20 protein-coding genes are annotated in these 21,715 nt (G+C 35.2%); 12 read left to right on the top strand and 8 right to left on the bottom strand.

What is annotated here, in order from left to right:
- Positions 1-69: 69 nt before the first annotated feature.
- From A9G31_RS01045 to A9G31_RS01020, 6 genes are read left to right on the top strand one after another with little or no spacing between them, the layout of a single operon-like run.
- Positions 70-720, top strand: coding sequence for a Gp138 family membrane-puncturing spike protein (locus A9G31_RS01045; protein ID WP_065560045.1), 651 nt, complete (start codon positions 70-72; stop codon positions 718-720).
- Positions 717-1,082, top strand: a complete 366-nt coding sequence (locus A9G31_RS01040; RefSeq protein WP_065560044.1) for a hypothetical protein — start codon at positions 717-719, stop codon at positions 1,080-1,082. Before A9G31_RS01045 ends, A9G31_RS01040 begins: the two co-directional genes overlap by 4 nt.
- Complete coding sequence (locus A9G31_RS01035) at positions 1,063-2,184, top strand: baseplate J/gp47 family protein (protein ID WP_065560043.1); 1,122 nt, start codon at positions 1,063-1,065, stop codon at positions 2,182-2,184. Before A9G31_RS01040 ends, A9G31_RS01035 begins: the two co-directional genes overlap by 20 nt.
- On the top strand, positions 2,177-2,833 hold the full coding sequence (locus tag A9G31_RS01030) for a DUF2612 domain-containing protein (RefSeq protein WP_065560042.1): 657 nt from the start codon (positions 2,177-2,179) through the stop codon (positions 2,831-2,833). The genes A9G31_RS01035 and A9G31_RS01030 overlap by 8 nt, the downstream gene beginning before the upstream one ends.
- Positions 2,830-3,900: a phage tail protein gene (locus A9G31_RS01025; RefSeq protein WP_065560041.1), complete on the top strand. Its 1,071-nt coding sequence runs from the start codon at positions 2,830-2,832 to the stop codon at positions 3,898-3,900. Before A9G31_RS01030 ends, A9G31_RS01025 begins: the two co-directional genes overlap by 4 nt.
- Positions 3,901-3,902: 2 nt before the next feature.
- Positions 3,903-4,340, top strand: a complete 438-nt coding sequence (locus A9G31_RS01020) for a tail fiber assembly protein (protein WP_081299289.1) — start codon at positions 3,903-3,905, stop codon at positions 4,338-4,340.
- Here A9G31_RS01020 and A9G31_RS11700 read toward each other — a convergent pair whose 3' ends face one another.
- The 4 genes from A9G31_RS11700 to A9G31_RS01000 all read right to left on the bottom strand — a co-directional run bounded on the left by A9G31_RS11700 (position 4,341) and on the right by A9G31_RS01000 (position 8,991).
- Positions 4,341-4,556, bottom strand: coding sequence for a hypothetical protein (locus A9G31_RS11700; RefSeq protein ID WP_176700328.1), 216 nt, complete (start codon positions 4,554-4,556; stop codon positions 4,341-4,343). It lies immediately after the preceding gene.
- A gap of 588 nt (positions 4,557-5,144) precedes the next feature.
- Positions 5,145-6,299, bottom strand: a complete 1,155-nt coding sequence (locus A9G31_RS01010; RefSeq protein ID WP_065560039.1) for a sugar diacid recognition domain-containing protein — start codon at positions 6,297-6,299, stop codon at positions 5,145-5,147.
- A gap of 224 nt (positions 6,300-6,523) precedes the next feature.
- Entirely contained in the window at positions 6,524-7,669 is a 1,146-nt protein-coding gene (locus A9G31_RS01005; RefSeq protein WP_065560038.1) for a glycerate kinase family protein, read from the bottom strand.
- A gap of 17 nt (positions 7,670-7,686) precedes the next feature.
- On the bottom strand, positions 7,687-8,991 hold the full coding sequence (locus A9G31_RS01000) for a GntP family permease (protein ID WP_065560037.1): 1,305 nt from the start codon (positions 8,989-8,991) through the stop codon (positions 7,687-7,689).
- Positions 8,992-9,310: 319 nt separating this feature from the next.
- Between A9G31_RS01000 and trhP the strand changes: the two genes are divergently transcribed.
- A complete protein-coding gene (gene trhP / locus A9G31_RS00995; protein WP_065560036.1) occupies positions 9,311-10,654 on the top strand; it encodes a prephenate-dependent tRNA uridine(34) hydroxylase TrhP in 1,344 nt (447 codons plus the stop codon).
- Positions 10,655-10,713: 59 nt separating this feature from the next.
- On the opposite strand, the gene proA is transcribed toward trhP, so the two are convergent.
- The 4 genes from proA to gpt all read right to left on the bottom strand — a co-directional run bounded on the left by proA (position 10,714) and on the right by gpt (position 15,090).
- Positions 10,714-11,967 carry a glutamate-5-semialdehyde dehydrogenase gene (proA, locus tag A9G31_RS00990; protein ID WP_065560035.1) on the bottom strand — a complete coding sequence of 418 codons (1,254 nt, stop codon included), beginning with the start codon at positions 11,965-11,967 and terminating at the stop codon, positions 10,714-10,716.
- Between the two features lie 174 nt (positions 11,968-12,141).
- A complete protein-coding gene (proB, locus tag A9G31_RS00985; protein WP_065560034.1) occupies positions 12,142-13,251 on the bottom strand; it encodes a glutamate 5-kinase in 1,110 nt (369 codons plus the stop codon).
- 22 nt (positions 13,252-13,273) lie between these two features.
- Complete coding sequence (locus tag A9G31_RS00980; RefSeq protein WP_065560033.1) at positions 13,274-14,530, bottom strand: alpha/beta hydrolase; 1,257 nt, start codon at positions 14,528-14,530, stop codon at positions 13,274-13,276.
- Between the two features lie 23 nt (positions 14,531-14,553).
- Positions 14,554-15,090, bottom strand: coding sequence for a xanthine phosphoribosyltransferase (gene gpt, locus A9G31_RS00975; RefSeq protein WP_081296839.1), 537 nt, complete (start codon positions 15,088-15,090; stop codon positions 14,554-14,556).
- A gap of 146 nt (positions 15,091-15,236) precedes the next feature.
- Between gpt and A9G31_RS00970 the strand changes: the two genes are divergently transcribed.
- From A9G31_RS00970 to argH, 5 genes are all read left to right on the top strand, one after another.
- Positions 15,237-16,700: an aminoacyl-histidine dipeptidase gene (locus tag A9G31_RS00970; RefSeq protein ID WP_065560032.1), complete on the top strand. Its 1,464-nt coding sequence runs from the start codon at positions 15,237-15,239 to the stop codon at positions 16,698-16,700.
- A gap of 238 nt (positions 16,701-16,938) precedes the next feature.
- Complete coding sequence (gene argC, locus A9G31_RS00965; protein WP_065560031.1) at positions 16,939-17,949, top strand: N-acetyl-gamma-glutamyl-phosphate reductase; 1,011 nt, start codon at positions 16,939-16,941, stop codon at positions 17,947-17,949.
- Positions 17,950-18,026: 77 nt separating this feature from the next.
- The gene (gene argB, locus A9G31_RS00960; protein WP_065560030.1) at positions 18,027-18,806 is read left to right on the top strand and encodes an acetylglutamate kinase; all 780 of its coding nucleotides are present in this window, start codon (positions 18,027-18,029) and stop codon (positions 18,804-18,806) included.
- Between the two features lie 104 nt (positions 18,807-18,910).
- Positions 18,911-20,155, top strand: a complete 1,245-nt coding sequence (locus A9G31_RS00955; RefSeq protein WP_065560029.1) for an argininosuccinate synthase — start codon at positions 18,911-18,913, stop codon at positions 20,153-20,155.
- Between the two features lie 174 nt (positions 20,156-20,329).
- Positions 20,330-21,703: an argininosuccinate lyase gene (argH, locus tag A9G31_RS00950; RefSeq protein ID WP_065560028.1), complete on the top strand. Its 1,374-nt coding sequence runs from the start codon at positions 20,330-20,332 to the stop codon at positions 21,701-21,703.
- The last annotated feature ends 12 nt before the right edge of the window (positions 21,704-21,715 follow it).

Genomic DNA, 21,715 nt, shown 5'->3' with positions numbered 1-21,715 from the left:
TACCTCCTAACCTGAAAACTATTATACACACATATACACATAAATCAATAGGTTTTTATTAGGTAATTTATGACAGATTCACTATTTGAAGCGGTTGAAAATCAAATAAAGCGTGCTCAATCGAATATATACACTGCGCTACCAGCCAAGGTTATTTCATTTGACGGTCATACGGTTAGCTGCCAAGTAATGGTTAACCGAGTAATGACAAACGGGCAAGAAATAACGATCCCACCGTTGGTAGATGTCCCTGCCCAATTTCCGCACGCAGGCGGATTTTGCATTACTGTGCCGATAAAAACTGGTGATGAGGGGTTGGTGGTCTTTTCTAGTCGTTGCATAGATGGCTGGTTCGCATCAGGTAACGCATCAAAACCGTTAGATAACCGAATTAATGATCTGAGCGATGGCTTTTTTATAGTTGGTTGCAATAGCGTGCCTAATAAGATTCCTGATTTTTATCACGACGGCGTATCAATGCAAACCGACGACGGCTCAACGCATATAAGACTAACAAACGGAACAATCTATATAAAAGGCAATATCGAGCATGAGGGCAATACTGAGCAAATTGGTAGCTACAATCAAACGAACGGAAATACAACAAGCACAGGAGTTATCACTGCCGAAGATGTTAAGACGAATAAAGGTATTGATTTAAATACGCACACTCACACAGATGTAAAAAGTGGTAATGAAAAAACAGGAGCACCGACATGATTGTAAGACAGCTTGATGATAATCACGATTGGACGTTTGGACATGGTTTAGGTAACTATTTAGATAGTTCCGAGGCGATAGCGCAATGTGTGAAAACAAAGTTATTAGCATTAAAAAGAGATTGGTTTTTAAATCGCGATGACGGAATAGCATGGTTTGATTATCTAACTAAAAACCCAAACACAAAACAGTTAGAAATTGATGTAAAAGCGGAAATTTTCAAGGTGGATGGTGTGATCAATATCGATAGTTTCGATATTTTGTTAGATAGCGATACTCGACAATTTTTAATACAAATTAGTTATACAGATAAATTTAATAATCATAACGAGGCATCATTCAATGTTACAGATAACAGATAAAGGCGTCGAAATTGATGACTTATACACTATTCAAAATCGATTAGTTAGCGCGTTCAAATCGATTTATGGTGAAAATGTCAACCTTGATAGCGATACGCCAGACGGACAATTATTGGGTTTATTCTCGCAAGAGCTTGCAAACATTCATCAAGCCGTTTCGTTTATCGTTCAAATGTTGGACCCATACCAAGCAACTGGGCATTGGTTGGAACAGCGAGCGATGTACGCAGGGATAACTCGAATTACAGCATCTTATTCTTATATTGATGAAGTTATTATCACAGGCTTACCAAAAACGACAATACCAAACAATTCAATCTATATTGATAAAAATAAAAACAAATGGGTAACAACAGAACCAATAACATTAAATGATCTGGGTAGCGCACGCGTTAAATTCAGATCGTTAGAACTCGGTAATTACACTGTTAACGCACTTGATGAGTTCACACCAAGCACGATTATTATCGGCGTTGATAAAGTTACAGCAAATACGAAAAGCTATGGCGGAGTTGATGAAGAAACAGATGCGCAATTATTAAAGCGTTTCATGCTATCCCATTCAATTAATAACTATGATGATCGTCAAGGTATTCAATCCGCCCTAATGAATATAACAGGCGTGACTAAATGTGTTGTATATGAAAATTACACGAATAAAACAGATGAAAAAGGTGTGCCTGCTCACTCATTTAATGCCGTTATTTTGGGTGGCGCAGATGAAAAAATAGCGGAAGTGATCACCAAGAAGAAAATTGGCGGATGTGGTCTATTTGGGGAAATTGAAACGTATTATCTGTTAGATGATATACCTCGCAGAGTTTACTTTGACAGACCTAAAAAAATTGATGTTAACGTCTCAATGGTGATTGGTCGTTATAAGTCATTTAACGATATCAATACTGAGCAAATCAAAACTAATTTAAAGAGTTTGGAATTTGAAATTGGTGAAAATGTTTATGCATCACGCATTATTTCGAGCATTAATTTAGTTGATGGCTTTTATATTAAAGAGTTAACAGTTAATGGCTCAAATATCGCAAATATCGGTTATCGAGAATATGCACAGATAAATAATGTCGAGGTGCTGATAGATGAATAGGGAAAACTTCATTATTTGGCAATATCGGACAAAGCCAAAAGCTTTAGGCACGATTAGAGCTATTTACACAGAAACAGATAACACGTTTAAAAATGTTGTTCAAGTAGCAGATATTCTCAACATTGACGACGCGACTGGCTACGCTCTTGACTTGGTCGGTAAACATGTCGGTGTATCAAGAGTTTTACCCACAGCGATAGCAAAAGAATATTTCGGATGGTTAAAGGATAAAACAGCGTTATCGTTCGGTATCGGTGAATTTTATCGACACGGTGACGCATTACACGCATCAGTTGTTTTAAATGATAGCGACTATCGTTTTTTTATCAAAGCTCGCATAACTAAAAACTATCAGAATGGCGAAATATCAAACATTGTTAAATCAATTAAATTCATGATAGGCGAGCGCGGAAACATCATTGATGCGCAAGATATGACGATGAACGTGCTAGTAAATAGCGATCAGCTTAATTCATTAACGCTATATGCAATTAGCAAATTGGATATTTTGGTACGCCCGATAGGCGTTATGTATCGCTATCTCGTTTTGGTCAATAACAAACCGTTTGGCTTTGTGCATGACAAAAATTCATACGGGTTTAATTCGGGTAAATTTGTACGACTTCAAGAAATAGGAATCAATTCATGAAAATTCAAGAAAAACCAGATTATTTAATTTTTGCGGATTCAGCAAAAAAAGGGGAAGTCAGTGATTTTCCAGATGTGAGTAGGGGGTGGGGGATAACTATTGAGCAAACAGGCTCAAAACCTCCTATGGAGTGGATGAACGGCGCATTTAATCGTGTTGATAAAAATATGCTGTATTTATTACAGCAAGGCGTACCTGAGTGGAACGAAAGCGTCAAATATCCAGCTAATGCAATCATTAAATATAACGGTGTTTTGTACACTGCAATAGTTGAAAATGATAACGTCAACCCAGCTTCAGACGCTACAAAATGGAAAAAAACGCAAGTAGAAGTTTCTAAAGCAAGTACAACACAAAGCGGTATCGTAAAGCTTAGCTCATCAACCAACAGCACATCAGAAACAGAAGCGGCAACACCGTTGGCTGTGAAAAAAGTGAATGATAATGCTATTTCAGCAAACGACAAAGCAAATATAGCAAACGCAAATGCTATTTCAGCTAACAGTAATGCTAATAATGCACATAAAAACATTGAAGTTTTGGGCGGCAGAATATCAAATATTGAACATAAATTTGTGCCAACAACAACAGAGTCACGAGTGTACTCAAACGATAAAAAAACGTATTTATTAGTGCGCGACGATGGTATTGTCGCCATGTATAATACAGAAAAAAATAAAATGGTATGGGGATTTGATGCAAACGGAGAGCTTGGAATTGGTACTATTCATTCGAGTCATATTTTGGGTTTGTCTGATCACGTAACAAACATGTTTACTCAATCTTTTGGCCAGCACGGATACACAAAGCTACCTAATGGGTTAATAATTCAATGGGGTATAGCGAACAGTCTAGGAGATGACGGGAAAAATGGTACATTACAGTCGTTTTTTATTGCATTTCCGAATGCTTGTTTTTCAGTTGTTACAAGCGATGTCGGAAATGGTGTTAACTCAACAGCAGCCACACCATTTTCAAACTCACAATTTAGATGCTGGGGTAAATCACCATCACTTCAAGCGCCGTACTCAAATACATCAATGTTGTACATTGCAATAGGATTTTAAACATGAAACATTTTTACAGCCATACAACAAAATCATTTTATATAGATGAAATTAACAACGAAATACCCGCTGATGCTGTAGAAATCACAGCTAAACAGCATGATGAATTGCACAATGCAATAAACGCAGGCTGCATTATATTTGACGACTTAACGTATTCTGAGCCGCCTCCTTCATCATTTCATCGATGGAGCGGAAAAAAATGGGTATTAGATGAAGATGCAAAAAATGAACATCTCATTAAAAATAATCAAGCATTAAAAAATTCATTGATCAACGAAGCTAATAAAAAAATAGCTATTTTGCAAGATATTATCGATTTAGATATGCAAGAAACTGATGAAGAAGCGCAGCTAAAACAATGGAAAAAATATCGCATTTTAGTTACTCGTGTTGATGCGTCTGATGTTAATGCTGTGTTTCCTGTAAAACCTGAATAATCAAAACACACTATCAATCTTCAACCTACAATACTCAACAGCGTCATGTAGCATCACAAAATCGGCGATATCGTATAGCGTTTTTGCTGTTTGATAGAATACATAATTGTGATCGTCGTCGCTGTTGATAATGTAGCATTCGCCCGTAATTTCATTTTCGTAATCTTCGGGTGCTTGACGTATGTAAATTGGTAGTGTGTAGTTTATTGTTATCATGATAAGCGAAAGTGTGAACTTTTTGGGTATTTTATATTGATTGTTTTTTGATGTGAATTTGTGATGTGAAATTTTGAGAAAATGGTCGCAAAAAGTGTTAGAATATGTGAGAATATAATTGAATAACTTATTGATATTTAACGATGAAAAAATCGATAAAAAGTACTGTATATTCTAAGTTATTTTTGTAACTTATTGATTTATAATGATATGTTTTCGGATTGCAAATCCGTCTACCTCGGTTCGACTCCGGGACGCGCCTCCATTTATTAAATTAATCAATTTTTACTTTTTTTCAGTTATATTTATTTTTTAATTTTGTAAGCTAATTTATTAACATTATTTATGGGCTACTTTAATTATCATGCAAAAGCAAAGAAGTTAATCAAAAATGGTAAACTTGTTAGATATGAGTTTGTGGATAATTGGAATGGTATTAAACCTGCATTAGTTTTATATTTTAAAGAGGTTAATCCCATGCCAATTAGAGAATACCGATGGGATGAATATTTACCATTATTGAATAATGAAAGTTAAATTTATTAAGATAATATCTTCTGTATTAACTTTTTATTTTAAAATAAAAAGTTATTTATCCAGTTGTAGTGCTATATAAAGCAATACACGATCATCAAATTTTGTTAGATCTAGCCCTGTTAATTTAGCAATATTATTTAAACGATACTCTAGAGTATTACGATGTATAAATAGTGCGTCGGCAGTTTTGTTATTATGCAAATTATGATCAAACCAAGTTGTGAGCGTTTTTTGTAATATTCCATTGTGATCGGATAATTTTAGTTTTTTTAGTGGTAAAAGTAGTTCTTCTGCTTGCCAATCGTGATTTAGGCCATCTAAAAGAACTGGTAGAATTAATTCTTGATAGTAAAAATGGCGGCATTCAGGTGTTCTTTTTTTTCCAATTAGCATTGCTATTTTAGCTGTTTGATAAGATCGTGCAATTCTATCAATACCTTGAGAAAAGTATTTACCTAGGGATATCCTCACAGAAAATTGACAGGATGATTTTATATAACTAACTAATTTTTTTAATTTGCTTTTGTGTTCGTTTAGATCCCAGCGATTAAACTTATTTAATGCGGGAATCAACATAACAATTTCAGTTAGAGATTTTATAGCAACAAGTTTGTTTTTTGTGATGATTTGTAGTTCATTTTGAATATATTGCAATTCGCTCATTGTTGTTTCAATACCTAATTGGCCACTATCTACTTCTATAATAACAGCTACATAAGCTAAAGAAAGATTGATATTTAGTTTTCTACTCCATTCTGACAGATTGGGGACTTTATTGTCGGACTGAATAATGGATAAAATAAACTCTTCTTTTAAGCGGATGTCTTGAGACAACTGATTAAGTAAAAATGCTTGCTCCATCATCATTTCAGCAGACATACAGACTAATTTTGCAAATTGCGTGATTTTTGTTGGTTCACCTGTGATACCAATTACTCCCACTATTTTCTCGTTCAATTTAAGTGGAAAATTTACACCTGGTTTTACACCTTTTAATTTTTTTGCTGTAGGATTGTCAATTGTTACTACTCCTTGTTGGGATATAGCAAGCATAGCGCCTTCATGTATTTCACCAATCCGTTCTAAATCACCACTGCTAATAATTTCACCTCTACTGTTCATTACATTGATATTACAGTCAATGATTTTCATTGTGCGTTCAACAATATATTGAGCAAGTTGTGGTGTGATACTAACAGATTTCATGGTTAAAGATCCTTAATTTATTCACTAATACAAAGACCATTTTCATACAATATAATTTATATAAGTGATTATTGTTTGTGTTCCTCTTTATTTAATTTGTTAATCAAGATCATTATTTCTTATTATATTAAGTTTAATAAATGAGATATTTTGTAAAAATAAATGGAAGAATAGTATTCCTATTATACTATTTTCCCATTTTAAATTGGCTTTCTTTTAAGAAATTAAGCTTGAGCAATTTTAATTAAACGAGCTATGTTTTCACTAGTTCGTTCTATATTTTTAAAACCGCCAGCTAGTAACTCTTCTATTGTTGCAGCAGTTGGAATAATGCCAAAAATAGTATCAATACCTTCAGGATAGAGTTCTTCAATATTTTTTCCAATGGTACCGGCTAAAGCGATAACAGGTACATGTTGAGTTTTAGCAACTTGAGCTACGCCAAAAGGTGTTTTACCAAACTTAGTTTGGAAGTCTATACCTCCTTCACCAGTAAAACAAAAATCAGCATTCTTTAATTTGTGTTTCAGACCACTATAATGAATAACAATGTTAATTCCTTTTTCCATTTTACTATTAGTGAATGCCATTAACCCAGCCCCTAATCCACCAGCAGCACCTGAACCAGGAATTGTTGCTACATCTTTATCTAATTGTGATTTAATAACAGATGCATAATGTTGTAGGTTTTGGTCTAATTGCTTAGCCATATCAGGAGTTGCGCCTTTTTGTGGTCCAAAAACTATCGAAGCTCCTTTTTCTCCATACAGTGGATTGGTAACATCACTAGCAATAATAAATTCCACTTTACTGAGTAATGGATTAATTTCTGAAAGATCAATTTTTGCTAATTCACCTAATGTGCCGCCACCTTTACCTAATAATTGACCATGCCTATCATAAAATTTAACACCAAAAGCTTGAGCCATTCCTGCACCACCATCATTAGTAGCGCTACCACCAATACCTAAAATGATTTTTTTTACTCCATGTCTTATAGACTCTAAAATTAACTCACCAGTTCCATAAGTAGTTGTGATTAATGGATTACGTTTTTCTTTGGGTACCAGTTGAATCCCACTTGCTGAGGCCATTTCAATTACTGCGGTGGTTTTATCTCCCAAAATACCAAAATGTGCTGTAACTTTATTACCTAACGGGCCAGTTACTTCACAAGCATGCAAAGTTCCATCTGTAGCATCAACTAATGATTGTGTAGTGCCTTCGCCTCCATCAGCCATTGGTACATGAATAAATTTAGCATCAGGAAAAACTTTTTTTATACCTAATTCCATTGCTTTACAAACTTCTTTTGCTGTTAGACTTTCTTTAAAAGAATCGGGTGCAAGTACAAATGTTTTTTGTTTCATAATATTATATCCTGATATTAAAAAATAAAATCGTATAGGATGGTTGCAACGAGTGTCATTGTGCCACCAACAAGAGCCTCGTATGGGATTAGTTTCATACGTTGTTTTATTGACATATTCATGCTGTTACCAGTTACATGGAAGTAATTGCCCTGAGGTAATGAATCAATAACAGTTGCACCTGTATGCATCATAACCGCTGCACTAATTGCAGGTATACCCATATCAATAATTGTAGAACCGAAAGTTCCCGTAGCTAAAATAACACCAGTTGAAGTTGAAGCAGTCGCAGCAGCCATTAACACGCCAGAAATTGGTGATAAATAATAACCAGAAATACCCATTGATTGAATGATATTAATCACTTGACTAGCAAGATTGGATGAACCAATCAAACCAGCAATTGCTCCAGCACCAACTAAAATAAGAACAGTTGGTGTCATTTTATCAATCCCTGATTTGGTATACATTGCTATTTTACGATGTTGCCCCATAGCCAACATACCTATCAATCCTGCAATTGGTAACACATATAGTGCGTCAATTTTTAAATTGGATAAAAAATCAATATGAAAAATATTACCAATTGGACTAATCATTAATAGTATTATTGCTGTTACAGGTGCAACAATAGCTTTGCCTAAAGAAGGAGAATTGTTTTCTCCCTCTTTATTAATACTTTTCAATGCAACCACTTCTTGTTCGGTAATTTTATCTCCTTTGTTTTTTATTAATGAAGCAATTACAACAGTTGCAATTAAACCAAATATTGCTGGAATAAAACCTCCAATCATGACATCACTTAAACTTAAATTAAATCCATTAGCAGCAGCAATGGTATTTGGGTTGGGGGATATAATATTTCCGGCCTTACCACCGCCAGATAAAGCTAACAATAATGCTAACCGAGATATTTCCATCTTATTACCGACAGATAAGGCAATTGGCGCAACAATTAATACCGCTACTGGTATAAACACTCCCGAAGCAGTAATAATACCTGTTGCAAGTGCTAAAGCTAGTAAGGCCTTCCTTTCGCCTAATTTTTTAACAACAGCTTGAGCAATAGTTTCAGCAGCACCTGATTCCATCATAACACCAGCTAAGATACCTGCTGCTAATACACGAATCACAGTTCCCATTATACTTTGCGTGCCACTGGTTAAAATAGATACTGTTTGAATTAAATTGGCACCACCAATAAAAGCCCCTATTATGGCGCCAAAAAATAACGAATAAACGGGATTTATTCCTCGCAATATTAAAAATATAGCTAGAAACAATCCTATTAGTGCTCCGTACCAACTGATTAGTTCCGTCATTACATTACCTCTTAGTTTATTTACATGCTGCAATTTATATTTTCAACAATTTTATTATTGACGTAGATGCTATGCTATGTGGTTTTGACTAAAAATAGTAATGTAAAATTTAAAAAAATTAGGCATAATCACAGTTTGATGTGAAATTAATCACAACATTTAACAAAATAGCCTTTGTTTATGAGCATAGGTTTTCTGCTGTGTATCTTGGCAATATAATAAATTTGCCAACAGATAGGCTAAAGCGTAAAATGCCCATCCTATTTTGCTTAACCTATTACTTATAAGTAATACTGACCTGAAATCAGAGGCATTTTTAATGACAAATTTATATGCAAAACCAGAATTACTTTCTCCTGCCGGTTCTTTAAAAAATATGCGTTATGCTTTCGCATATGGTGCAGATGCTGTTTATGCCGGCCAACCGCGATATAGTTTACGAGTTCGTAATAATGAATTTAATCATGAAAATCTAGCAATTGGCATTAACGAAGCACATGCTCAAGGTAAGAAGTTTTATGTAGTTGTGAATATAGCACCACATAACTCGAAGTTAAAAACTTTTATTCGTGATTTAGAACCCATTGTAAATATGAAACCTGATGCCTTTATCATGTCAGATCCAGGTTTAATTATGTTAGTTCGCGAACATTTTCCTGATATGGAAATTCACTTATCTGTACAATCGAATGCTGTTAACTGGGCAACAGTAAAATTTTGGCATCAAATGGGATTAACTCGAGTCGTTTTATCGCGCGAATTATCACTTGATGAAATTGCTGAAATCCGTGAAAAAGTTCCTGAAATGGAGTTAGAAGTGTTTATCCATGGTGCATTGTGTATGGCATATTCTGGGCGCTGCCTGCTTTCGGGCTATATTAATAAGCGTGATTCAAATCAAGGAACATGCACTAATGCCTGCCGTTGGGAATATAAAGTTGCTGAGGGTAAAGAAGACGAAGTGGGGCAAATTGTACATAAATGTGAACCGATCTCGGTAAAACAAGTTGAACCAACATTAGGAATTGGTCAAACTACTAGTAAAGTATTTATGCTTGAAGAATCAGGTCGCCCAGGTGAATATATGCAAGCTTACGAAGATGAGCATGGTACATATATTATGAACTCAAAGGATTTAAGAGCAGTGGAACTAGTAGATGATTTAACAAAAATTGGTGTACATTCGCTCAAGATTGAAGGAAGAACTAAATCTTTTTATTATTGTGCAAGAACAGCACAAGTGTATCGCCAAGCTATTGATGCGGCGAGTGAAGGTAAACTTTTTGATCCTCGCTTGTTACAAGAGCTTAATGCACTTGCTCACCGAGGGTATACGGAAGGATTTTTACGTCGCCATAAGCATGAAGAAATGCAAAACTACGAACATAGTCATTCAGTTTCGGAAAGGCAACAATTTGTTGGTGAGTTTAGTGGTGAGCGATTAAATGGATTGGCTGAAGTTATCGTAAAAAATAAATTCTCTGTTGGGGATAGCGTTGAAATGATGACACCGAAAGGTAATAAAACTTTCACGATTGAGCGAATGGAAAACAAAAAAGGACAACCTGTTCCTGCTGGTTTAGGTGATGGTCATATTGTTTATATTCCGATTCCTGAAGAAATCGATTTAAATTATGCATTATTAATGCGTAATTTTGATTAGTTTGGTTAAGCATAAAAACTGTTCGGGATGTCCGAACAGTTATATTAAACAGAATTTTATTATTGACGAATTAAATTGTCTCCATAACCTATCCATTTATAGGTAGTTAAAGCTTCGAGTCCCATTGGTCCGCGTGCATGTAGTTTTTGTGTACTAACTGCTACTTCTGCACCTAATCCAAATTGCCCACCATCAGTAAAACGTGTTGATGCATTGACATAAACTGCAGCTGCATCAACCTGATTTACGAACTGTTCTGCATTAAGCAAGTTACGCGTGAGAATGGATTCCGAATGCCCCGTACCATACTCGCGGATATGCTCTACAGCCAATTCAAGTGAATCAACAATGATCACATTTAAATCTTTTGATAACCATTCTTGCCGTAATTCTTCATTTTTTACTGGTAGGATAGTTGCATTACCTGTTTTTAATATGTCATAACAGTTTTGGTCAGTATGTAATACGACGTTATTATCTGCCATGACCTGACAAAGTTTTGGTAAAAACTGCTCCGCAATATTTCGGTGGACTAGTAACGTTTCAAGCGTATTACAAGTGCTTGGACGCTGAGTTTTGGCATTGACAATAATTGGTATAGCATTATCAACATCAGCACTTTCATCAACAAAAATGTGACAGACTCCAATACCACCTGTAATGACAGGTATTGTTGAATGTTCACGGCATAATTTATGTAAAGATGCACCACCTCGGGGGATAATCATATCGATATACTTATCGAGTTTAAGTAACTCATGAATATATTTACGATCAGGATTATTAATACATTGAACAGCTGTCTGGGGTAAACCAACTTGTTTTAACGCTTTTTGAATAACAGAAATTGTGGCCATATTAGTATTGATTGTTTCTTTACCCCCGCGAAGTATTGCGGCATTGCCTGTTTTTAAACAAAGAGCTGTAATATCAATGGTTACATTTGGTCGAGCCTCGTAAATCGCACCAATAACGCCAAGTGGTACTCTGTGACGGTGTAACTTTAAGCCGTTTTCTAAAGTAGAACCATCAATGATTTGACCAATAGGATCAGTTAATGAAATGATTTTACGGACATCATTGGCAATAGATGATAATCGTTTGGGTGTTAAGAGTAGACGATCTAAAATGGCTTCGTTTAAATTTTGTTTTTTTGCCGCTTGGATGTCCTTTTCATTTGCAATGAGTATACTTGCGCTATGCTGTTCTAATAAATCAGCTATAACCATCAACGTGTTGTTTTTCATTGCGGTAGGACATTGTGCTAGTTGATATGAAGCAAGTTTAGCAGTTTTACCCATTTGCTGTAACATTGTTATCACCACGATTTTATATTACTATTTAGTTGTTTTATATTATTTATTTATTTCTTTTAATAATGATTGCTTATCATCATCAGTCATATAATTTAAATCTATCTACTGCTAACCAATTAGCAATTATACCTCCAATAGCTAATCCCATGATTTTCCTTCCTTGTTTATTATTTATTTTATTATCATATCATCACGATGAACAGCAACGTGACCATATTCATAGCCAATAATTTGACTAATTTCTTGAGAATGATGCCCAGCAATTTGCCTTAAAGCATCACTATTATAACGACTGACACCGCGCGCAATGCGTTTGCCAAATTTGTCGCAAATATCAATAACTTCGCCGCGAGAAAAATCTTTCTCTACGCTGATAATTCCTTTAGGTAATAGCGAACTACCATTATTTAAAATCGCATTAACAGCACCATCATCTAATAACACTTTGCCTGCTTTTGGTGCGCCAAACAACCAGTGTTTACGATGTTCTAGTGGTGTTTTTTGTGGTAAAAAATGTGTTCCAATCGGTTTATTATTGACAATATCAATAATAACATTTGGTTTATTTCCTGCAGCGATAATAACTTCTATACCCGCACTTCCTGCTACTTCAGCTGCTTGTAATTTTGTGCTCATACCACCCGTGCCAAGCCCTGAAACACTACCACCGGCGATACTTCGTAAATTATCGTCAATATGATCAATTTCATGAATTAACTTGGCACTTTTATCAGATCTTGGATCGGCTGTATAAAGACCTTCAATATCGGTTAATAAAATCAACTTATCTGCTTCAGCTAAAATGGCAGCTAGCGCTGATAAGTTATCATTATCGCCAACTTTAATTTCTGCGGTTGCAACAGCATCATTTTCATTGATGACAGGAACAATATGATTATCTAACATTGCTTTTAAAACGTCTTGCGCATTTAAAAATCTTTCACGATCTTCAAGGTCTGCACGGGTAAGTAACATTTGACCAATATAGATCTTATAGATAGAAAATAGCTGTTCCCAAAGTTGAATAAGCTTACTTTGTCCAACAGAAGCGAGTAATTGCTTTGAAGCAACAGTATTAGGTAGGGTAGGGAAGTTAAGATATTCGCGTCCAGCTGCAATTGCACCAGATGTAACAATGATAATTTTATGTCCATCTTGATGTAGACTTGCGCATTGTCTTATCAACTCAACTATTTGTGCTCGATCAAGTTGTTTTGTTCCACCTGTTAGTACACTGGTACCTAATTTAACAACCACGGTTTGTTGTTTTTTAATAGTCATAGCATATTCTTATTTTTTCACGTTATATAACAGACTTCATCCAATTTACTGATTGTGTTAACGCCTGATGCAAACTTTTTTGTAACTGTGTTTTAGGTACAGTTATTACTTTATTTTGTTTGATTGAATGAATTAATTTTGCTTCACAAAGATCACTTAACTTATCATCCTCAAAGACGATATTCATAACAGGCACATGACAAGCATGAGTTAAAAACCCTTGATTTTTTAGTGAAAAATAATTTAATTCTGCTGCCAATTGTTGGCTGGATATTGAAGGTAATCCCAAACGACTAGCTAACATATCTTTATAACTATTCGGTAGATTTTTTTGCAGATCTTTATCAACAAAAATTTGATGAATAAACGGAGTAAAGTTAAATACGCCTTTTATTTTATTTGGCATCAAATAAGCTAAACGTGTGGCAATATGCGAACCAAACCTAAATCCAGCAACAATAATCCGATTATCATCTATCCATGGAACAGAAGACAACTGCTCTAATATAGCTTGATAAATTTGGCTACTATTTTGTGATAAAGCAAAGTTACGGCTATAACCAACAGTTGGTAGATCAACAGTTAGCATGGCAAATCCATGCGGCGCTAAAAATTCACTAAAATAACGATAATAATCGATCTGCAAATTGCCTAACGCATTACAAATCAACACAACAGGGCAAGTCCCTTCGCATTTTGGTAAATGTAAAATTGTTTTGACACTACGATTATCGACTTTAAATTCCAGTTCTTTTATCAAAAATGGCGAAAATTGAAGAGCTTTTGCATAATACTGATAAGCGCATGTTTGGGCATACATTGCTAGTTGGTCATTTTTAAAATGAGGATAACTAGCAATACTTGCATATATGCTGGCTATAAGATAATAATTGTGTAAATTATTTTTATTTTCATCTATAAGATTTGCTTCATCAATTGATTCAGCTTTAGCTTGCCATACTGCCGCTTGATTTAAAAATTCATAGACCCAGTTGCCAGATTGATAACCAGCAACAGTGTCTAGCCAGGTATCATTTGTGTGGCGTCGAGTTGAAGCGGCAATTTTTGATAAAACCGCTTCAGCCTCTAATTTGGGTAATCCACGCCAATGCCACAAAATGGGATTAATAATTCGATACCATCTGGAGTCAACTTCCCCATCTAAGGAGCTAATGCTACTACCATTACTATTATCAATGCGATTGATAAGTGTTGAAGTTTCAGGATAATCAAATTGTGGTTTAAATATCTGTTCAGTTAGATTTTCGGTAGTTGCCATAACAACCTTAACTTCCTTATCAATTATTTATGATCGCTAATAGGTTTAACAAACATAACACCGGTATCCCATGGCTGTTCAATCCAAGTATCTTGTGCAATATCGACAACATAATCATCAACAAGTGGTTTACCAGCAGGTTTTGCAAAAATAGTTACGAAGTGAGCTTTAGGGTACATTTCGCGAATTGTATGAGCAGTGTTACCAGTGTCAACTAAATCATCAACAACAATAAAACCTTCACCATCGCCATTAGCTTGTTTTAATATTAGTTTTTCACGTTGATGATCATGATCATAACTTGAAATACAAACGGTATCGACATAACGAATACTTAATTCGCGCGCTAAAATTGCCGCTGGAACTAATCCACCACGACTAACGGCAATAATACCTTTCCATTGATTTGCAGGTAATAAGCGTTCAGAAAGTTGGCGCCCATAGGATTGCAACATTTCCCAAGTAACATTGAATTTTTTCTTTTCAGCAATAAGTTCTGCTTTATGTTGTTTTTTGGCTTGGATTTCTTCTTCTGTTAATAAAATTTGATCTGTTGACATTGAGTAACCTGCAATTTTAATCGATTGTATGAATAAATAAATATTAATGAACTAAAAATAGATGTAAAATTGCACCTTATTATAATGTGATTCAATAAAAAAAACCACTCATTAATTTATTACATACTTAATATTGAGGTTATATTATGCTTTCTACCTTAACGCCTAAATTTGTTTGGCAGATTTTTAATGATATCTGTAAAATTCCGCACCCATCTCACCATGAACAAATGATAACTAAATATATCGTCGATTTTGCTAAAACTCATGGTATTGATTGCAAACTTGATAAAGTAGGTAATATTTTGTTAAGTAAACCTGCTACCAAAGGTATGGAAGAGTGCCCATCAATTGCATTACAGGCTCATATGGATATGGTGCCACAAAAAAATGAAGGTACTAGTCACGACTTTTTGACTGACCCAATTCAAGCTTATGTTGATGGCGAATGGGTAAAAGCCAAAGGAACGACATTAGGTGCTGATAATGGCGTTGGGTTAGCATCTGCATTAGCTGTTTTAATTGATCCTGCTGTTGAACATGGACCAATTGAAGTATTGATAACAGTATCAGAAGAAACTGGTATGCACGGAGCCTTTGGTTTACAACCTAATTGGCTAAAAAGTCACTATCTAATTAATACTGATTCTGAAGATGAAGGCGAAATATTTACAGGTTGTGCTGGCGGCGTTGACTTTACTACAACCTTTGCTGTTACTTATGCTGTAATGCCAGAAAAGCATGATTGTTATATGAACATTTCACTTAAAGGGTTAAAAGGGGGGCATTCAGGTTGTGATATTCATCTTGGTCGTGGAAATGCAATTAAATTGATGGCTCGCTTTTTAGCGCAATATGCACAAGATATCTCGTTTAGATTAGCTGATATAAAAGGTGGTTCACTACGTAATGCGATCCCAAGAGAAGCCTTTATTGAAATTACACTAAATAAACAAGAACTGCCAAAATTAGAAGCCATTGTTAAACAGTATCAAACAATTTTACACAGTGAGTTAGGTCATGTAGAACCTGCTATCGAAATAACGTTATCGAAAGTTGAATCAAACAAAGTAAAACGCGTATTAACTACAGAGCATCAAAATAAAATCATAAGCTGGTTAAATTCAGCGCCTAATGGTGTAGTTAGAATGAGCGATCAACTTCATGGTGTGGTTGAAACATCGCTTAATTTAGGTATTGTTAGTATTGAGGACAATCAACTGAATGTCCATTTTCTTATTCGTTCTCAAGTCGATAGTGCTAAAGATGCGGTTGTATCAACATTGACATCACTTAGCCAATTAGTGGATGCTAATTATGAAATAAGTGGCGGTTATTCAGGTTGGGAACCTAATTTAGATTCACAGCTTTTAAAGCTTGCTAAAGATAAATATCACGAAATTTTTTCTCAGAAAGCCAAAATAATGGTGATTCATGCAGGGCTTGAATGTGGTTTATTTAAACAAAGTTACCCAAATCTGGATATGATATCAATTGGACCAACGATTGTTTCGCCACATTCACCAGATGAAAAAGTTAACATTCAAAGTGTTTATCGTTATTGGGAATTATTGATAGCGATATTAAAATCAGCAACTTTATTAAAATAATCCAACACCTCACCTGCCGATCTTTATCGGCAGGCATTTCGAACAGATTACTCGTGTTTATATTTACTAAAAAACAATTTAATACAACATAATACGTTAGAATATTTGGGTGTCTGCAAAAAAAACTTTGAAATTAAATTCACAAAAAGTGAATAAAAATTCATTTTGTGCTTGTAATAGCCTTATAAATAACCTACTATATGCACATTATTGCATAAAAAATAGATAAGGGTAGGGTATGTTAAAAGCAATTATTGTTGGTGCAAGTGGTTATGCAGGGGCAAAATTAGCTCATTATTTACACAAGCATCCGCATATACAACTTATTGCTTTAACTGTGTCTGAAAACAGCCAAGACGGTGGTAAGCTTATTTCTGATTATGATTTACACCCTCAATTAAAAGGTGTTGTTGACTTACCACTTATTGCCACTGCAGATTATTCTGCCTATATCAATGATCTTGATATAGTTTTTTTAGCTACTGAACATGTAGTCAGCCACAATATAGCTCCTTATTTTTTAGAACATGGTTGTACAGTTTTTGATTTGTCGGGTGCGTTTAGAGTTAACTCTGCTACTTTTTATACCGATTATTATGGTTTTACTCATCAGCATCCAAAATGGTTAGATAAAGCAGTTTATGGCTTAGCAGAATGGAATAGTGAACAAATCAAACAGGCACAACTGATTGCTGTACCAGGATGTTACCCTACAGCATCACAATTACCATTAAAACCATTAATCGAGGAGGGGCTATTAGATAATTCACAATGGCCTGTTATTAATGCTGTGAGTGGGGTGAGTGGAGCAGGGCGAAAACCTTCGCATAATAATATATTTTGTGAAGTAAGTTTACATGCCTATGGACTTTTTACTCATCGGCACCAACCCGAAATTGCAACACATTTAGGTCAAGAAGTGATCTTTACACCTCATTTAGGCAGTTTTAAACAAGGTATCCACGCCACAATTACTTGCCGAGTAAATGAAGGTGTTACATCACAAGATATCCTCAAAGCTCTAAATAAATATTACAAAAATAAGCCTTTGATTCGAATTTATCAAAAAGATTGGCCAGCATTAAAATCTGTCATTGGTTTGCCTTATTGTGATATTGGATTTGTATTAAAAGATCGTCATTTAATATTAATTTCTGTTGAAGATAACTTATTAAAAGGCGCAGCAGCACAAGCTGTGCAGTGTATGAATATTCGATATAATTTTGATGAAACCACATCACTATTATAAAAATGAGTGAATTATTTCAAAGCTCTGTACAAAATTTTTAATGAATTAAAAATAGGTTAAATTAATAGGAAACTAAAATGAAACCATTAATTATAAAACTTGGAGGCGTATTGCTCGACAATAAAGATGCCTTAAGTAAATTATTTGACGTTATCAGTGAGTACAAAAAAAATTTTCAACGATCATTAATTATTGTTCATGGTGGTGGTACGGTAGTTGATTCATTAATGGATAGACTTTCTTTACCCGTAGTACGTCGCAATGGATTACGGGTAACTCCTGCTGATCAAATTGACGTTATTGTTGGTAGCCTTGCTGGCAGTGCCAATACTACTTTATTGTCAGAAGCAAAAAAACAGCAAATAGCAAGTGTAGGACTCTGTTTAGCTGATGGTAATAGTGTAGAAGTTAAACAAATTTCAGAAGATTTAGGTTATGTTGGTGAAGCCAAAGCTGGCGATCCTACATTAATCAATCTACTTATTAATTCGGGTTACCTTCCCATTATTAGCTCGATTGGTATTACTCAAGCGGGACAAATGATGAATGTTAATGCCGATCACGCAGCGGTAGCACTAGCTAAGACCTTAAATGCTGATTTAATATTATTGTCTGATGTAGTTGGCGTACTTGACGACAACAAACAACGCATCAAATCATTAACTCAATCGCACGCAGATCAACTGATTGCTAAAGGTGTTATTACAGACGGTATGGTCGTTAAAGTGAATTCAGCTTTCGAAGCCGCCAAGGCCTTAGGACGACCAATTGATATTGCTAGTTGGAAAGAATCCCACCAACTCATCGAATTATTTAATGGGCAATCAGGCACTACAGGCACAAGAATCATTGCTTAGATATTGAGCAGCTATTATATTAAGCTAGTTATCTATATCTAACGATTAATAAAAAAATATTTTTAACTCATTTTTATCGTCAGTTAATTTAGAAAGGGTATAACATGGAAAAAAGTGGAACAAAAAAGGTCGTATTGGCTTATTCAGGTGGTTTGGATACATCAGCAATTATTCCTTGGTTGAAAGAAAATTATGGTGGATGTGAAGTTTATGCCTTTGTTGCTAATGTAGGTCAAGATCCAAAAGAACTAAAAGATGTAGAAAAAAAGGCTAAAGCATCGGGTGCAGTTGCTTGTAAGGTTGTTGATTTAAGAGAAGAATTTGTTAAAGATTACGTATATCCAGTCTTAAAAACAGGAGCCTTATACGAAGGAACTTATTATCTTGGTACCTCAATGGCTCGTCCAATTATTGCAAAGGCGCAAGTTGAATATGCGTTAGAAGTTGGGGCTGATACACTCTGTCACGGAGCGACAGGTAAAGGCAATGACCAAGTGCGTTTTGAAACAACCTATACTGCACTTGCACCACAACTTAAAGTGATTGCTCCTTGGCGTGAATGGGATCTGCGTTCACGCGAAGCATTAATTGATTATTTAAAAGTCCGTAAAATTCCAACAACTGCAACCGTTGAAAAAATTTACAGCCGTGACGAAAACGCATGGCATATCTCCACTGAAGGTGGTGTGTTAGAAAGCACATGGAACCAAGCTAATACAGATTGCTGGGCTTGGACTGTTTCGCCTGAAGATGCTCCAAACCAACCAGAATTAGTAACCATTGGTATTGAAAAAGGCGAAGTGGTTTCAGTAAATGGGAAAAAATTATCACCATATAACTGTGTTGCAACATTAAATAAAATTGGTGCAAAACATGGTGTTGGTCGAGTTGATATTATTGAAAATCGCTTAGTCGGTATCAAATCGCGTGGTTGTTATGAAACGCCTGGCGGCACAATAATGATGACAGCATTACGTGGTTTAGAACAATTAATATTAGACCGTGACAGCTTTAAATGGCGTGAACAGCTAGGTATTGAAATGGCTTATGTTGTTTATGATGGGCGCTGGTTTGCTCCATATCGTCGATCAATTCAAGCTGCGGCTGAAGTTTTGGCACAAGACATGACGGGTGAAGTAGTGGTTAAACTTTATAAAGGTAATGCAACTGCCGTGCAAAAGAAATCACCAAATAGCCTATATAATGAAGAATTTGCTACATTTGGTGAAGATGAAGTTTATGATCATAGCCATGCAGGAGGATTCATTCGTCTATTCTCATTATCATCACGTATACGTGCTTTAAATGAGGAACAGCAAAAACAAACTGCCAAAAAAGCGAAAAAGTAAACGCCAATTTGCAAATATACTAGTGATAATAATAAATATATACAGGCAACGTCCTGTATATATTGTTCTTGATTAAATTTAATTTTATTATAAAAATAAATATATAAAACGAAAATTGAAATTGTACAGCTAATCATTAAGATAACATTTATTTAAGATAATATTGAGGTAATTATGGCATTATGGGGTGGGCGTTTTAGCCAAGAAGCAGATCAACGATTTAAGCATTTTAATGATTCATTACGCTTTGATTATCGTCTTGCAGAGCAAGATATCATTGGCTCAATTGCTTGGTCAAAAGCATTGGTAACGGTTAACGTTATATCTTATGATGAACAAAAAAAATTAGAAAAAGCCTTAAATGAATTGTTGCTATTGGTTAAACAAGATCCTAACCAAATTTTACAAAGTGATGCCGAAGACATACACAGTTGGGTTGAACAAAAACTGATTGAAAAAATTGGCGACTTAGGTAAAAAATTACACACAGGACGAAGCCGTAATGACCAATCAACAACCGACTTAAAATTATGGTGTAAAGACCAAATTCCTCATTTAATTAATACGATAAATCACTTACGCCAATTACTAGTTACAAACGCTGAACAGCACCAAAAAGCCATTATGCCTGGTTACACCCACTTGCAACGAGCTCAACCAATTACATTTGCGCATTGGTGCTTGGCTTATTTTGAAATGCTAAGTCGTGATGTCAGCCGTTTAGAAGATACATTGCAACGTTTAGATGTTAGTCCATTAGGCTCAGGTGCATTAGCCGGAACTGCCTATCCAATGGATCGTGAACAATTAGCGCATTGGTTAGGATTTGCTCAAGCAACTAATAATAGTTTGGATTCGGTATCTGATCGTGATCACATTCTTGAACTATTAAATAATGCCTCAATAGGTATGATACACCTATCGCGTTTTGCTGAAGATCTTATTATTTTTAATAGTGGTGAAGCCAATTTTGTTGAACTATCAGATCGAGTGACTTCAGGATCTTCACTCATGCCACAAAAAAAGAATCCAGATGCATTAGAACTGATTCGTGGTAAAGTAGGGCGGGTTGCGGGTGCATTAACAGGTGCCTTAATGACCTTCAAAGGTTTACCGCTTGCTTATAATAAAGATTTACAAGAAGACAAAGAGCACCTATTTGATGCACTTGATACTTGGCAAGAATGCTTAGATATGGCAACACTAGTACTAGAGGATATTAAAATTAACTACACAAATTGCCAAGAAGCTGCCAAACAAGGTTATTCTAATGCAACTGAACTGGCTGATTATTTAGTTGCCAAAGGCATACCTTTCCGTGAAGCTCACCACATTGTTGGCGAAGCAGTTGTTGATGCTATTGCAAAGCAAAAAGCGCTCGAAGAACTTTCGCTTGAAGAACTACAAAAATTTAGCCCAGTTATTGATAATGATGTTTATCCAATATTATCGCTAGAATCATGCCTAGCTAAACGCTGTGCCAAAGGTGGAGTTTCACCACAACAGGTAAAATCAGCGATTGAAGTTGCCAAGCAACAACTTTTATAAACGGCTATATTA

It is taken from the genome of Gilliamella sp. Gris1-4, assembly GCF_001690335.1.
GTDB lineage: Bacteria > Pseudomonadota > Gammaproteobacteria > Enterobacterales > Orbaceae > Gilliamella > Gilliamella apicola_P.
This window is presented reverse-complemented; position numbering and strand designations above follow the sequence as displayed.

Bases quoted from the DNA above. Each gene is read 5' to 3' on its own strand.
- A9G31_RS01000 (WP_065560037.1), bottom strand. From the start codon at position 8,991: ATGACGGAACTAATCAGTTGGTACGGAGCACTAATAGGATTGTTTCTA.
- argH (WP_065560028.1), top strand. From the start codon at position 20,330: ATGGCATTATGGGGTGGGCGTTTTAGCCAAGAAGCAGATCAACGATTT.
- trhP (WP_065560036.1), top strand. From the start codon at position 9,311: ATGACAAATTTATATGCAAAACCAGAATTACTTTCTCCTGCCGGTTCT.
- A9G31_RS11700 (WP_176700328.1), bottom strand. From the start codon at position 4,556: ATGATAACAATAAACTACACACTACCAATTTACATACGTCAAGCACCC.
- A9G31_RS00970 (WP_065560032.1), top strand. From the start codon at position 15,237: ATGCTTTCTACCTTAACGCCTAAATTTGTTTGGCAGATTTTTAATGAT.
- A9G31_RS01020 (WP_081299289.1), top strand. From the start codon at position 3,903: ATGAAACATTTTTACAGCCATACAACAAAATCATTTTATATAGATGAA.
- A9G31_RS01045 (WP_065560045.1), top strand. From the start codon at position 70: ATGACAGATTCACTATTTGAAGCGGTTGAAAATCAAATAAAGCGTGCT.
- A9G31_RS01025 (WP_065560041.1), top strand. From the start codon at position 2,830: ATGAAAATTCAAGAAAAACCAGATTATTTAATTTTTGCGGATTCAGCA.
- A9G31_RS01040 (WP_065560044.1), top strand. From the start codon at position 717: ATGATTGTAAGACAGCTTGATGATAATCACGATTGGACGTTTGGACAT.
- A9G31_RS01035 (WP_065560043.1), top strand. From the start codon at position 1,063: ATGTTACAGATAACAGATAAAGGCGTCGAAATTGATGACTTATACACT.
- argC (WP_065560031.1), top strand. From the start codon at position 16,939: ATGTTAAAAGCAATTATTGTTGGTGCAAGTGGTTATGCAGGGGCAAAA.
- A9G31_RS01010 (WP_065560039.1), bottom strand. From the start codon at position 6,299: ATGAAATCTGTTAGTATCACACCACAACTTGCTCAATATATTGTTGAA.
- argB (WP_065560030.1), top strand. From the start codon at position 18,027: ATGAAACCATTAATTATAAAACTTGGAGGCGTATTGCTCGACAATAAA.
- A9G31_RS01030 (WP_065560042.1), top strand. From the start codon at position 2,177: ATGAATAGGGAAAACTTCATTATTTGGCAATATCGGACAAAGCCAAAA.
- proA (WP_065560035.1), bottom strand. From the start codon at position 11,967: ATGTTACAGCAAATGGGTAAAACTGCTAAACTTGCTTCATATCAACTA.
- A9G31_RS01005 (WP_065560038.1), bottom strand. From the start codon at position 7,669: ATGAAACAAAAAACATTTGTACTTGCACCCGATTCTTTTAAAGAAAGT.
- proB (WP_065560034.1), bottom strand. From the start codon at position 13,251: ATGACTATTAAAAAACAACAAACCGTGGTTGTTAAATTAGGTACCAGT.
- A9G31_RS00980 (WP_065560033.1), bottom strand. From the start codon at position 14,530: ATGGCAACTACCGAAAATCTAACTGAACAGATATTTAAACCACAATTT.
- gpt (WP_081296839.1), bottom strand. From the start codon at position 15,090: ATGTCAACAGATCAAATTTTATTAACAGAAGAAGAAATCCAAGCCAAA.
- A9G31_RS00955 (WP_065560029.1), top strand. From the start codon at position 18,911: ATGGAAAAAAGTGGAACAAAAAAGGTCGTATTGGCTTATTCAGGTGGT.